Annotated in this window: 10 protein-coding genes and 1 pseudogene; 6 read left to right on the top strand and 5 right to left on the bottom strand. The window is 60.9% G+C overall.

Annotated elements, in window-relative coordinates:
• Window positions 1-128: 128 nt before the first annotated feature.
• Window positions 129-1097 carry a LysR family transcriptional regulator gene (locus tag ACXX9E_RS10410; protein ID WP_458555394.1) on the bottom strand — a complete coding sequence of 323 codons (969 nt, stop codon included), beginning with the start codon at window positions 1095-1097 and terminating at the stop codon, window positions 129-131.
• 261 nt (window positions 1098-1358) lie between these two features.
• Here ACXX9E_RS10410 and ACXX9E_RS10415 point away from each other — a divergent pair, with 261 nt between their 5' ends.
• From ACXX9E_RS10415 to ACXX9E_RS10435, 5 genes are all read left to right on the top strand, one after another.
• Window positions 1359-2858 carry an efflux transporter outer membrane subunit gene (locus tag ACXX9E_RS10415; RefSeq protein WP_458555395.1) on the top strand — a complete coding sequence of 500 codons (1500 nt, stop codon included), beginning with the start codon at window positions 1359-1361 and terminating at the stop codon, window positions 2856-2858.
• A 137-nt stretch (window positions 2859-2995) separates the two neighbouring features.
• On the top strand, window positions 2996-5188 hold the full coding sequence (locus ACXX9E_RS10420) for an FUSC family protein (protein WP_123464813.1): 2193 nt from the start codon (window positions 2996-2998) through the stop codon (window positions 5186-5188).
• A complete protein-coding gene (locus tag ACXX9E_RS10425; protein WP_003221811.1) occupies window positions 5178-5378 on the top strand; it encodes a DUF1656 domain-containing protein in 201 nt (66 codons plus the stop codon). The genes ACXX9E_RS10420 and ACXX9E_RS10425 overlap by 11 nt, the downstream gene beginning before the upstream one ends.
• A gap of 44 nt (window positions 5379-5422) precedes the next feature.
• Entirely contained in the window at window positions 5423-6262 is an 840-nt protein-coding gene (locus ACXX9E_RS10430; protein ID WP_458556576.1) for an efflux RND transporter periplasmic adaptor subunit, read from the top strand.
• Window positions 6263-6510: 248 nt separating this feature from the next.
• Window positions 6511-7239, top strand: coding sequence for a hypothetical protein (locus ACXX9E_RS10435; RefSeq protein WP_322376390.1), 729 nt, complete (start codon window positions 6511-6513; stop codon window positions 7237-7239).
• Window positions 7240-7286: 47 nt separating this feature from the next.
• On the opposite strand, the gene ACXX9E_RS10440 is transcribed toward ACXX9E_RS10435, so the two are convergent.
• Both ACXX9E_RS10440 and ACXX9E_RS10445 read right to left on the bottom strand, forming a co-directional pair.
• Window positions 7287-8111 carry an SDR family oxidoreductase gene (locus ACXX9E_RS10440; protein ID WP_128613649.1) on the bottom strand — a complete coding sequence of 275 codons (825 nt, stop codon included), beginning with the start codon at window positions 8109-8111 and terminating at the stop codon, window positions 7287-7289.
• Between the two features lie 34 nt (window positions 8112-8145).
• Window positions 8146-8610, bottom strand: coding sequence for a multidrug transporter (locus tag ACXX9E_RS10445; protein WP_123464821.1), 465 nt, complete (start codon window positions 8608-8610; stop codon window positions 8146-8148).
• 177 nt (window positions 8611-8787) lie between these two features.
• Between ACXX9E_RS10445 and ACXX9E_RS10450 the strand changes: the two are divergent.
• Window positions 8788-11541 (top strand): annotated as a pseudogene (locus tag ACXX9E_RS10450) (RHS repeat domain-containing protein).
• Between the two features lie 81 nt (window positions 11542-11622).
• Here ACXX9E_RS10450 and ACXX9E_RS10455 read toward each other — a convergent pair.
• Window positions 11623-13074 carry a mannose-1-phosphate guanylyltransferase/mannose-6-phosphate isomerase gene (locus ACXX9E_RS10455; RefSeq protein ID WP_123464825.1) on the bottom strand — a complete coding sequence of 484 codons (1452 nt, stop codon included), beginning with the start codon at window positions 13072-13074 and terminating at the stop codon, window positions 11623-11625.
• A gap of 211 nt (window positions 13075-13285) precedes the next feature.
• Window positions 13286-13942 carry an alginate O-acetyltransferase AlgF gene (locus ACXX9E_RS10460; protein WP_123464827.1) on the bottom strand — a complete coding sequence of 219 codons (657 nt, stop codon included), beginning with the start codon at window positions 13940-13942 and terminating at the stop codon, window positions 13286-13288.

Below are 13942 nucleotides of genomic sequence, written 5' to 3' on the forward strand. Positions count from 1 at the left end.
GCAAAACCTGTCGGAAACATCCGCGAAATCGCCGTTTCTGTAGGCTCTGCCGTAGGCTGCGATTAAACATCAAGGACAAAAAATCGCAGCCTGCGGCAGCGCCTGCAGTGAAAGCGGTGTGTTGAAAATCAGTTGGCGACACGCGCGCCGGCGAGGCTGCCGCTTAATTCGTAGGCCGCCAGTTCAGCCTGATGCGCCGTCAGAATCTCCGGCAACGACCCGCGCAGGTATTCAACCCACGTCTTGATCTTCGCATCCAGATATTGCCGTGACGGGTAGATCGCATACAGGTTCAGCTCTTGCGAGCGGTAGTTCGGCATGACCCGCACCAATGTGCCGTTACGCAAACCTTCGATCGCCGCGTACACCGGCAGCACGCCAACGCCCATGCCGCTGGTGATCGCGGTTTTCATCGCGTCGGCCGAGTTCACCAGAAACGGCGAGCTGTTGATGGTGACCATTTCCTGGCCTTCCGGGCCGTCGAAGGCCCATTTTTCCAGGGGGATCACCGGGCTGACCAGGCGCAGGCAGGCGTGGTTGAGCAGGTCGCTGGGCTTTTGCGCGCAGCCGTTGGCTTTCACGTAGGCCGGCGAGGCGCAGACGATGCTGTAGGTGATGCCCAGGCGTTGCGAGACGAAGCCTGAGTCTGGCAGTTCGCGGGCCAGCACGATGGACACGTCATAGCCTTCATCGAGCAGGTCCGGCACGCGGTTGGCCATGGTCAGGTCGAAGGTCACGTCCGGGTGGGTCTTGCGGTAGCGGGCGATGGCGTCGATGACGAAGTGCTGACCGATACCGGTCATGGTGTGCACTTTCAATTGCCCGGCCGGCCGCGCGTGGGCTTCGCTGGCTTCCGCTTCGGCTTCTTCGACATAGGCCAGGATCTGTTCGCAGCGCAGCAGGTAGCGTTTGCCGGCTTCGGTCAGGGCGATGCGCCGGGTCGTGCGGTTGAGCAGGCGGGTTTGCAGATGGGCTTCCAGGTTGGAGACCGCGCGCGAGACGTTGGCGGTGGTGGTGTCGAGTTGCACGGCGGCAGCGGTGAAGCTGCCCGCTTCGGCCACGCAACTGAAGGCGCGCATGTTTTGCAAAGTGTCCATGGGGTGCTCTCAAGGGAGATGGCAAATTGTGACACGAAGTTTCAGGGGCTGAGACCCCCGACCAAGGGATTATCTCGTTAACGGTAACAAAGATTCACAGGATTCCCAGCTTATCGCCGTTGGGACGCCCCCCTAGAATTGCGCCGTTGTGGGAATCGGGACGGATACGCCGGTTGGTCAGTTCAATCGAGGTGCCGCTTTTGCGAGCCAGCTCGCTCCCACAGGTTTTGGTTTTTCCCCCTCTTTCAGGAATTCGCAGCTGTGCCGCGTCGCATCAACAGAGCGTTTTTACCGCTCAGTGTTCTGGCTTTTTCCCTGGGTCTCAGCGGCTGCATTTCAACCGAAGGAATTGCCCCTCAGGACAAGGCGCTGGAGGCCAATGCGCTGGTCACCGATGACGCCATCGCCCACGCCGCCCGTGACGCCCACTGGCCCACCGCACAATGGTGGCAAGCCTACGGCGACCCGCAACTGAACCGCTGGATCGACCTTGCCGTTCAAGGCAGCCCGAGCATGGCCATGGCCGCCGCGCGGGTGCGTCAGGCCAAAGCCATGGCCGGTGTCGCCGAAGCCGCCGAGTCGCTACAGATCAAAGGTGAGTCGACCCTCAAACGGCACAACTGGCCAACCGATCAGTTCTATGGGCCGGGTGAGCTGGCCAATACCACGACGTGGGACAACAACGCGGCGCTGGGTTTCAGCTACGCCCTCGATCTGTGGGGCCGTGAAAGCAACAGCAGCGAGCGGGCTGTCGACCTGGCGCACATGAGCGCGGCCGAAGCGCGGCTGGCGCAACTGGAATTGCAGAACAACATCGTGCGCGCCTACATCGAGTTGTCGCTGCATTACGCCCAGCGCGACATCGTCGCCGCGACGCTCAAGCAGCAGCAACAGATTCTCGACCTCGCGCAGAAACGTCTGGATGGCGGCATCGGTACGCACTTCGAAGTCAGCCAGGCGCAAACGCCGTTGCCGGAAACCCATCGGCAACTCGATGCACTGGACGAAGCAATCGCCCTGAGCCGCAACCAGATCGCTGCGTTGGCGGGTAAAGGCCCGGGCGAGGGCGCGCAGTTGCAGCGGCCGTCGCTGTCGCTGGGGGCTGCGTTGAAATTGCCGTCGGCATTGCCCGCCGAGTTGCTGGGGCAGCGCCCGGACGTGGTTGCCAGTCGCTGGCAGGTGGCAGCGCAGGCGCGCGGGATCGACGTCGCGCATGCCGGGTTTTATCCCAACGTCGATCTGGTCGGCAGCCTCGGCTACATGGCCACCGGCGGCGGGGCACTGGAGTTTTTGACCGGCAAGAAACTCAACTACAACGTCGGCCCGGCGATCTCCTTGCCGATTTTCGACGGTGGGCGGCTGCGTGCCGAACTGGGTGAGGCATCTGCCGGGTATGACATCGCCGTGGCGCATTACAACCAGACGCTGGTGAATGCGCTGAAGAACATTTCCGACCAGTTGATCCGCCGCGAGTCGATGGACAAGCAGCAAGGCTTTGCCGCTGAGTCCGTGGCCACGGCGCAGAAGACCTACGACATCGCGATGATTGCCTATCAGCGTGGCCTCACCGATTACCTCAACGTGCTCAATGCGCAGACGTTGCTGTTCAAGCAGCAACAAGTGCAGCAGCAGGTGCAGGCGGCGCGGTTAACGGCGCATGCCGAGCTGGTGACGGCGCTGGGTGGCGGTCTCGGGGCTGGCAACGATGTACCGACTGCCGAGCAAACCCAGGCCCCGAAAACCCCGGTTCTCCTGCGTTGAACACACAACCTGTGGGAGCGAGCTTGCTCGCGAAGAGGGAGTGTCAGCCAGCACATTGGTTGCCTGACTCACCGCATTCGCGAGCAAGCTCGCTCCCACAGGATCCCGGTCCGACCCGACTTTTCTGAGCAGAATTCATGACTCCCTTGCCCGCACCTTTGCGCTGGCTCTACGCCCTGGAATGGCGCCGTGGTTTTTTCGACTGGGCACGCAGCGATGGCGTGACCTGGGTCTACATCTTCAAGGTATTGCTCGCCGCGTTCCTCACGCTGTGGCTGGCGATGCGTCTGGAACTGCCACAGCCGCGCACCGCGATGATTACGGTGTTCATCGTCATGCAGCCGCAGAGCGGGCAGGTGTTTGCCAAGAGTTTCTATCGCTTCCTCGGCACCCTGGCCGGGTCGGCCATGATGGTCACGCTGATCGCGCTGTTCGCGCAGAACACCGAACTGTTCCTGGGGGCGCTGGCGATCTGGGTCGGGATCTGCTCGGCCGGCGCCGCGCGCTGCCGTAACTTCCGCGCCTACGGTTTTGTCCTCGCCGGCTACACCGCCGCGATGGTCGGGTTGCCCGCGCTGGCGCACCCGGACGGCGCGTTTATGGCCGCCGTGTGGCGCGTGCTGGAGATCTCGCTGGGGATTCTCTGCTCGACCGTGATCAGCGCCGCAATTCTGCCGCAAACCGCCAGTGCGGCGATGCGCAACGCCTTGTATCAGCGCTTCGGCGTGTTTGCCCTGTTCGTCACCGATGGCTTGCGCGGGCGCAGCAAGGCCGAGGCCTTCGAAGCCAGCAACGTGCGCTTCATCGCCGAAGCGGTGGGCCTGGAAGGGTTGCGCAGCGTGACGGTGTTCGAAGACCCGCACATGCGTCGGCGCAACGGTCGCCTCAGTCGTTTGAACAGCGAGTTCATGGGCATCACCACACGCTTCAATGCCCTGCATCAGTTGCTCGAACGCCTGCGCGGCAACGGCGAAGAGCACGTGGTGGCTGCGATCAGACCGGGCCTGCAGGACCTGGCCGAAGTGCTCGACGGTTTCAGCGGCCGCGCCCTGACCAGCCCCGACGCCGCACGCCTGGCGATGGCGCTGGCGACCTACAAGGAAGGCCTGCCGACGCGGGTGCGAACCTTGCGCGCCATCTTTCAGGAGCGCGAACCGAGCGACGCCGAGCAACTGGATTTCCACACCGCGTACGAACTGCTCTATCGCTTTGTCGACGACTTGCACAGTTACGCCCAGACCCACGCGTCGCTGGCCGATCACCACCACGAACGCGAGCGTTGGGACGAGCCGTTCACCCCGCAAACCAACTGGTGGGCCGCTGCGGCTTCGGGGATTCGCGCCTCGTTCATCCTGATCGTGCTGGGTAGTTACTGGGTTGCCACCGCGTGGCCGAGCGGCGCGACCATGACGTTGATTGCCGCCGCCACCGTAGGCTTGTCTGCTGCCACACCCAACCCGAAACGCATGGCGTTCCAGATGGCGTGCGGCACCTTCCTTGGTGCGTTGATCGGCTTCGTCGAGATGTTTTTCATCTTCCCGTGGATCGACGGTTTTGCGCTGCTGTGCGTGATGCTCGCACCGGTGATCGTACTCGGTTCGTTCCTCACTTCGCGGCCGCAATACGCCGGGGTCGGCCTCGGTCTGCTGATCTTCTTCAGCACCGGTTCGGTGCCGGACAACCTGACCGTCTACAACCCCTACACCTTTATCAACGACTACATCGCGATGGTCATGGGCATGCTGGTCTGCGCGGCAGCGGGCGCAATTATTCTGCCGCCGAACAGTCGCTGGTTATGGCGGCGGCTGGAGCAGGATCTGCGCGGTCAGGTGGTGTATGCGATCAGCGGCAAGCTCAAGGGCCTGGCGTCGAGTTTCGAGAGCCGCACCCGCGATTTGCTGCATCAGGCGTATGGGCTCGCCGCCGGGCAGCCGACCGTGCAAAAGAACCTGCTGCGCTGGATGTTCGTGGTGCTCGAAGTCGGCCACGCGATCATCGAGTTACGCAAGGAGCAGGCGATTCTGCCGGTGCACCCGGCCTATGCCGAATCGCAGCCGTGGCGCCAGGCGATCCGCGTGATGGGCCGGGCGCTGGTGCGACTGTTCCTGCAACCGAACCAGAGCAATCTGGAGCGCGCACTGGTGGCGGTCGATCACGCGATCAGCCGGGTTGCCGCCACCGACGAGCCGTTCGCGCCGCACTTCGACACCTCGGCCCTGCGTCGGGTGAAGAGCTACCTGCACTTTATCCGCACCTCGTTGCTCGACCCGCAATCCCCACTCGCGGCCTATGCCGTCGCCAAGCCCGAAGGACTTGCCCATGCCTCGTGAAATCGCCTTCCACGGCGTGTACATGCCGACCATGACCCTGATGTTTTTCGTCGCTGCGGCGCTGGCCTGGGCGCTGGACCGGTTCCTCTCGGGGTTCGACCTGTACCGCTTCTTCTGGCACCCGGCGCTGCTGCGCCTGAGCCTGTTTACCTGTTTGTTCGGCGCGATGGCGCTGACTGTTTACCGTTGACTCTCTATCTCTGAAGAAGGCCCTGATGAAAAAGTTTTTCCAGCCTGCTCGCGACCCTGTTGGTGCTGGCCCTGGCGCTGTGGATCGGTCGCTCGTTGTGGGAGCACTACATGAACACCCCGTGGACCCGCGATGGTCGGGTGCGTGCGGACATCATCAACGTCGCTGCCGACGTCACCGGTGAAGTGATCGACGTGCCGGTGCGTGACAACCAGTTGGTGAAGAAGGGCGATTTGCTGATGCAGATTGATCCCGAGCACTACCGCATCGCGGTGAAGCAGGCGCAGTCGCTGGTCGCCTCGCGCAAGGCCACCTGGGAAATGCGTAAGGTCAACGCCCATCGCCGCGCCGACCTCGACAATCTGGTGATCTCCAAGGAAAACCGCGACGACGCCAGCAACATCGCCGATTCGGCACTGGCTGACTATCAACACGCGCAGGCGCAGCTCGAGGCGGCCGAACTCAATCTCAAACGCACCGAAGTGCGCGCGGCGGTGGACGGCTACGTGACCAACCTCAATGTGCATCGCGGTGACTATGCGCGTATCGGCGAGGCGAAGATGGCCGTGGTCGACATGAATTCGTTCTGGGTTTACGGCTTCTTCGAAGAGACCAAACTGCCGCATGTGCGTGTGGGTGACAAGGCCGACATGCAACTGATGAGCGGCGAAGTCTTGAAGGGCCATGTGGAAAGCATCTCGCGCGGCATCTACGACCGCGACAACCCGGAGAGCCGTGAATTGATCGCCGATGTGAACCCGACGTTCAACTGGGTGCGTCTGGCGCAGCGAGTGCCGGTGCGGATTCACATTGATCAAGTGCCGGAGGGCGTTTTGTTGGCGGCAGGGATTACGTGCACAGTGGTGGTCAGTCCGTTGGAATAAGAAGTTACTCGCGAGGAAGGGAGTCTTCGCGAGTAATGCTTATTGTTTTAAGTAACTAACGATAGTTGTTTGATTTGGTCGATTGTAAGTATCTGTTGAATTTGTGTTTACTGCGTTTTTGATGTGTTAGTGTTCTTCCTGTCATCTGTCGATGGCGTTAATTAGTCAACTTTTCACTCGGTCTGGCATTGTTCAATGTCTTGCGGATGTAGTGTTGTTTATTATTATTAAAATGGAAGTTTCAGATAATGGAAGTGATTGAAATCAGGATGGATAATTCTGTCAGCCGTATTGTTGCCGGCGAACCGGTGACGCTCGGCTTTACCCTTGAAACCGATGGTACACCCCCACCCGTGGGCTCGCGCCTGCAATTCAGGACTTACCATGGCGCCACTTTTTTGCATGCGTCAATGCCCCAGTCGGGCGCAACCTTGAGCCACTCATCCGGTTACAGCAACCTGACTATTACTGAGCCGCAAGTTACCGGCTGGAACCCAAGACGAACACTTACCTTCACAACGGATCGCGATGTCGAACTGTCGAAAGTTACCGAAGTAATCGGCATGGTTTATTACCAGCCAGAGTATGAAGATGGCTATTGGCCGGTGTTCGTTCAGACGGGTGCAGAGCAGGCTATTTCAACGCGACAGGCATTCGCCGCAAAGTGGCAGGATGCCTCGGGCGGCTGGATTTACAGTTACGACGTTAAGGTCACGTCCAACAGCCAGCCATTCAGTCAGTGGAAATTTTCCAGTGCAGGGTTACCGGCGGGCACGAAAATCTACACCCAACCCTGGCTCGATGTTGTGCATGATGCAACCGAGGGCATCATCGAATTGGTGACGCCACCGGGTGACCAGTATCTGCTGGAGCCGGGCAAGGAACTGCCGATTTCGGTCCAGCTGCTCTACCCGGCAGCGGCGGGACAAGCGCCTGAGTTCGAATCCCTGCCCAACCTCATGGCCGCGCCACGCTGACCCGGACGCTTCATTGCCATGCAGCGGTGAACGGGCTATCCCCGGGATCAGAGCTTGCCGTGCAGGCCGAAGCGCTTCATCAGCGTTGATTCCAGCAAGCCCTTTGGCAGCAGCGTCGCCAGTAACGGCAACGCCCGGCTGCCATTGCCGATTCGCGCCAACCGAGGCGGTTTGCTCTGTTGCACAGCCTTCAACAACTCGGCAGCAAACTCACGGGCCGGCGTCGGCTTGTCCTGTGAAGCCTTGGCCCGTGCGCGAATACCTTCGCGCACGGGAAACCACGGCGATTGCTCGTTGATCAACTGCTCCGCCTCATGCCCGGCATTCTTGGCGAAGCTCGACTGGATCGCCCCTGGCTGCACTTCCATCACGCGAATACCGAACGGCGCGAGTTCCATGCGCAAGGCATCGCTCAACGCATGCACCGCCGCTTTTGAAGCGCAGTACGCACCGGCAAACGGTGTGACCAGCACCCCCGACACGCTGCCAATATTCACCACCAGGCCTTTGGCCCGGCGCAACACGGGAAACAGTGCGCGGGTGACACCGACAATCGAGAACACGTTGGTTTCGAACTGGCGCTGCATGGCCGGCACACCGCCGTCGAGCAACGGCCCCATCGCGCCGTAACCGGCATTGTTGATCAGCACGTCGAGGCCGCCGTGTTGCTGGTTGATGCGCTCACTCAATTGCTCCAGTGCCACCGCGTCATTGACGTCGAGTTGCACGGCGGTGAAGCCGGCCGAGGCCAGAGTCGCTACGTCTTCGGCCCGGCGCGCACTGGCCCAGACTTCGAAACCGGCGGCTTTGAAGGCGTCGGCGAGTGCGCGGCCGATGCCGCTAGAACAACCGGTAATCAACGCAACGGGCATGGCGCATTCCTTGTGCTAACAGTGGAGGAGGGGATCAGTCGGAGAAACTACCCTGCAATCGCTCGGCGCGAAACTCCAGGGTTTGCGGGCGATATCCGGGGCGCAGCGGTGGCATCGGCAGGCAATCTTCCCAACTGCCGCCCGCCTGCAATTCGCCAGGGCCGCGATAGCGCGGGGCGGTGTATTGGTTGTCGGCCAGATTGACCGTGTCGCCCGGTGCGTAGGCAGCGATGCGCCAGCGCAATTCGGTCAGCGGGACATCGTTGCCGTTGTTCATTTTCAGTTGCAGTGGACGATCCGCCGGGCATTGTTCAGGCGCGTAGGTGATGCGCATCTCCAGCCGCGCCAGTTGCTTGATCTCGCGGTTGTCCAGCCACACCACCCACACCGCCACCAGGCCCAGACCGACAGCAGCGGCCACGGACACCGGCACAGCCTTGGCCGGGTACCGCAGCAACAGGACCAGCCAGGTGATGATCAGCAGGACGCCGATGAACATGTCGGAATACTCCTTGAATTCGTGAGCACCATCCTACCTAAGGGGGGCGGGAATAGACATTCGTCGAGCAAACCTTCCTACCGTTGGTCGGCACTGTAATTTCTGACAGTAGCCTCCCATGTGTTCGGCTGTTCAGATGACCGCTGACAGGACGCTGTCGTCGTGCGGAGCGGACTTATGAGCATGCACAGCAAAACACCGCGACTTTCGGTCAACGACCCGCGAGGGCTGTCTGTGCGTGCGGTCGATTATTGGCGTGAGGTGGAGGGCACGTCTGCGCAAACCCGCATCAACCGCACTGGCTTTAATGCGGCCGGGCATGCAGTCGAGCAATGGGATCCGCGGTTGTGGTTGCTGCAGATGAGCGATCCGCTGGCGCCTGCCAACCTGACGATGGTTTACACATTGAGTGGTCAGGTATTGCATTCGGACAGCGTCGATGCCGGTACGCAGGTCGTCTTGCAGGGGCTGGGCGATGAAGTGCTGTTGAGTTGGGACAGTCGCGGCACCCTGCGCGAAGTTGAACATGACTTATTGTTACGCCCGGTTGCCGTTTTCGAAGCCGGTGCGGGAGAACCGCGACGCTGCGCCGAGCGTTTTATCTACGGCGAGCCTGGTGTCGGTGAGCTGCATAACCAGTGCGGTCAGTTGATTCGCCACGACGATCCGCTGGGTAGCCTGCTATTCGACGCTTATGCGTTGGGTGGCCAATGTCTGCAGAACACCCGACATTTCACGCTGCAGCCGGTGAACCCGGATTGGCCGGAGCCGATCAATCAACGCGAGCAACTGCTGGAACCCGGCGAAGGCGCGACGACTGGCTGGCGTTTCGGGGCGCTTGGCCATGTCCTCGAACAGGTTGATGCGTGTGGCAATCGGCAGGGTTTCGAGTTGACCATCGCTGGGCGCCTGCGGGCCATTCACGTGCAGTTGCAGGCGCACGCGGGTTTGACAACGCTGGTCAGTGATATCCGCTACAACGCTGACGGGCTGGTTGTGCAGGAAGTCGCGGGCAACGGGGTGCTGACCACCCTGAGCTATCGGCCCGAGGACGGTCGTCTGCAGCAACGAAAGGCCAGCAGAGCCACGGGTGAAGTCGTGCAACATTGGGTCTACACCTATGACCTGACGGGCAACGTGCTGAGCATCGAGGACAAGGCGCTGCCTGTGCGCTACTTCGCCAATCAGCGCATCGACCCGGTCAGTCGCTTTTACTATGACAGCCTCTACCAGATCTGTGCGGCCACCGGGTGGGAAGCAGGCGCTGCCTGTGCCGGACCGACGGCAATCGCCAATTACACCCAAAACTACCGGTATGACGCCGGCGGCAACCTGCTCGAATTGACCCACGTGGGCGCACAAAATCATGGCCATCAACTGCAGGCGGCGCGCTACAGCAACCGCTGCCTGCCGGTGGCGCGATGGCGTGCCGCCCGACCGAGGCGCAGATCGCGGCGGCGTTCGACGCCCGGGGCAATTTACGCATGCTGGATCAAGGGCGTCTGGTGCACTGGAATGGGCGCAATCAGCTGGATTCGGTGGCGATAGTGCAACGCGAAAGCGCTGCGGACGATCGCGAGGTCTATCTGTATGACGGCAACGCACAGCGGGGGCGCAAGATACGTTGGCTGCAGACCAATGCCCGCCGTGTCGTTGCGCAGGTGCGTTATCTGCCAGCACTGGAGTTGCGCACGGACAGTGGCACCGGTGAGGTGTTGCAGGTCATCACGGTTCAGACCGGTCTTAATCACGTACGGATCCTGCACTGGGACACGGCGCCACCTTCGGGTGTCAACGACCACTGCCGCTACAGTTTCAGCGATCACTTGGGGTCGATGGGGCTGGAACTGGACGCCAGTGCAGCGGTGGTCAGCCGCGAGCATTTTTATCCGTTCGGCGCGACAGCGTGGAGTGAAGAGGTGCAGGTCAGTTATCGAACGGTTCGTTATTGCGCCAAGGAACGCGATGCCACAGGCCTTTATTACTACGGATACCGTTATTACCTGTCCTGGTTGCAGCGCTGGTTGAATCCGGATCCGGCGGGCGCTATTGATGGGCATAACCGTTATCGAGCGATGCGCAACAACCCGCTGGTCTACGGCGACAGTGACGGGCGTAATCCGAACACGCTAGAGAAGAAACCTCACGATCGGACCTATCACGATATGGGCAAGCAGAAACTGGTAAACCCGGTGCAGGCTGCCGGCATGCAACCGGTGCGCAATTATTTTGCCGACAATCCAGACCCCAGGGTGCAGGATTACCGACGGGAAATTCCCGTGGAACTGGCCAGGCTTGGAGCCTCCAGCGATTCGCTGCTCAACACCCATCAGGCTCACGTAAGGGCCGCCGTGAAAACCCAGACTTCACCGCCGTCGGGGCCCGTGATGTATCACGGCGGCGAGGTGCTTTCGGCCGGCATCAGTACGGTGTTCGGTGAAAAAACTGCAAGTCAGGTCATGGGCCCGATGTCGGATATTTTCAACAGTCCTGTCGAAGACCCACAAGTACTTGCCGCCAGGCGGGGGGCTGTGGCCACGACCATTAAATTCAGCGGAAAAATGCTCATGCACACGGCAAATCCTGCGCTGCAAATTGTCGGCGCGGCCTCTGTCGCGATGAGTAACATCATGGTGGCCTCAGAGGCGCAGACGCGCGTTCAGTACAAGCAGATGAGTGCGCCTGCCAATGTGCTGATGTCTGCCACCGTGGATGTGCCGCGAGCGTCTTTTCAGACGCTCCAGCAAACATTTGCTGCACCGCAGCGAGCACCGGTCCCGGGATCAAACGGCAGGGCTGAGTTCGTTCGTCCAGCAAGCGTTTAATGCAGCCTTTGTGTCGTCTGCACCGGACGTTGTGCAGGCGGTCGATTATCTGGACAGCAGAGACGGAGAAACCAGGCGCCCTCGTCGAGGGTCGACCTACGGCTAGGTGAACAAAAGCCCCCGCCCGACCCGTTGCGGATAGGGGACGCAATGGGGCGGGCGGGGGCTTTTTGTGTTGCCGGACGTTTTACTGCGCGATGGTTTTCACCGACACGCCGCGTTCAACCGGGGTGGAGCGACCGTAGATATCTTCGAACCGCTCGATATCGTCTTCGCCCAGATAGCTGCCCGATTGCACTTCGATGATCTCCAGCGGGATCTTGCCCGGGTTGCGCAGGCGGTGCACCGAGGCGATCGGGATGTAGGTCGACTGGTTTTCGCAGAGCAGGAACACGTTGTCATCGCAGGTCACTTCGGCGGTGCCGCTGACCACGATCCAGTGTTCGGCGCGGTGGTGGTGCATCTGCAGCGACAGGCACGCGCCCGGCTTCACCGAGATGTGCTTGACCTGGAAGCGTCCGCCCATGTCCACCGAGTCATACGAGCCCCACGGACGATAGACTTCGCAGTGGTTCTGGGTTTCGCTGCGACCCTGTTCGTTGAGGGTCGCGACCATCTGTTTGACGCCCTGAACCTTGTCCTTGTGGGCGATCATCATCGCGTCCTTGGTTTCGACCACGACGATGTTTTCCAGGCCGATCACCGACACCAGTTTGCCGTTGCCGTGGATCATGCAGTTCTTGCTGTCCTGAATCACCACGTCGCCCTTGCTGACGTTGCCGTTGGCGTCTTTTTCGTTGACTTCCCACAGCGACGACCAGCAACCGACATCGCTCCAGCCGGCGGTCAGCGGCACCACGCAGGCACGCTGGGTTTTTTCCATCACCGAGTAGTCGATGGAGTTGTCCGGGCAGCAGGCGAAGGTGGCTTCGTCGAAGGTGATGGTGTCCGGATCCTGAACGCTGCGCTCCAGGGTCAGCAGGCAGGTGTCGTAGATGTCCGGATCGTGCTTTTTCAGCTCTTCGAGGAAGCGGCTGGCACGGAACAGGAACATGCCGCTGTTCCAGTAGTAGCCACCGGATTCGACGTACTCGGTGGCGCGTTTGACGTCGGGTTTTTCGACGAAGTGCGAGACGCGGCTGACGCCTTCGGGCAGCAGCGAATCGGCAGTGGACTTGATGTAGCCGTAACCGGTTTCCGGTTTGGTCGCCGGCACGCCGAACAGCACCATTTCGCCGTTTTCGGCGGCGACGGTGGCCAGCGCCAGGGCGCGTTGCAGGGCTTTCTGATCATCGAGAACGTGGTCGGCCGGCAGCACCAGCATCAGTTCGTCGCGACCTTCATTGACCAGCATCATCGCGGTCAGCGCCACCGCTGGCGCGGTGTTGCGGCCGAATGGCTCCATCAGGATGCGCTGGGTTTCCAGATTGCGAGCGGCCAGCTGCTCGTTGACGATAAAGCGGTGATCCTTGTTGCAGACCACGATCGGCGTATCCATGCCTTCGAACACCAGGCGTTCGAGGGTTTGCTGGAACAGCGTGTGTTCGCCGGTCAGGGCGAGGAATTGTTTAGGGAATTGTTTGCGCGAAAGCGGCCACAGACGCGAACCGCTACCACCTGACAAGATCACCGGAATCATGTTGTTACTCCATAAAAATCAATTGGGTTAGAGGCACGAACGATGTGTCGTTTCACTCTTGTTTTTGTCTCGTATCCGAACTCTCACCCCGGTTCCTGTGGGAGCCTGGCTTGCCAGCGATGGCATCACCTCGGTGTATCTGCAGAACCGAGGCGTCTGCATCGCTGGCAAGCCAGCTCCCACAGGGAACCGGGTCAGTTCGGGAAATTTGTTAGCGCGTCGACACCGGGCGTTTCACCCAGACTGGCGACAGGCTGCTACCGGAACCTGTGACGTACAGCACTGCTGCCTCACCGCGTTCCAGCGCGACCGGTTTTACGTCGCCGACTTTCTTGTCGCCTTCATACAGCGCCAGGCTGACTTTCACCGGGTTGATTTCACGTTCGCCACGGCCCTTGGCCGCTACGTTCGGCACCACATCGGTCTTGCCGTCGGCGGTCTTCAGGGTCAGCGGCTTGTCGCTGAGGTTCTGCACGCGCACCAGGGATTTCTGCTTGTTCTTGAACGGCGGTTCTTCGATCAGTTGCGGCGCGCCGGACGCGTTGTTGACCAGGGTGTAGTAGTGGTCACCGGCGAGTTTCACCGGCAGGGTCTGGCTGCCGATTTTGGCGCTGTAGTCACCGCCCGGCATGAAGCTGAAATCGCTGCTGGCCAGTGGCGCAACGTCGCTCAGATTAGTGCTGCCGACGGTGGCGCTGACTTCAGCGTTGCTGGCGTTGTAGACCCGCACGAAGGTCGAGCCTTTCGGTGCGGTCGGGCCGTACAGCGCGGCGTCGCCACCGGCAAAGGCAGGGACGGAAAGCACGCTGAGGCCAGCAACCAGTGCGAAGCTTTTAGCGAGACGACGAGGAGTAGTAGTGAAAGTCAT

Source organism: Pseudomonas sp. GNP014 (assembly GCF_054344005.1).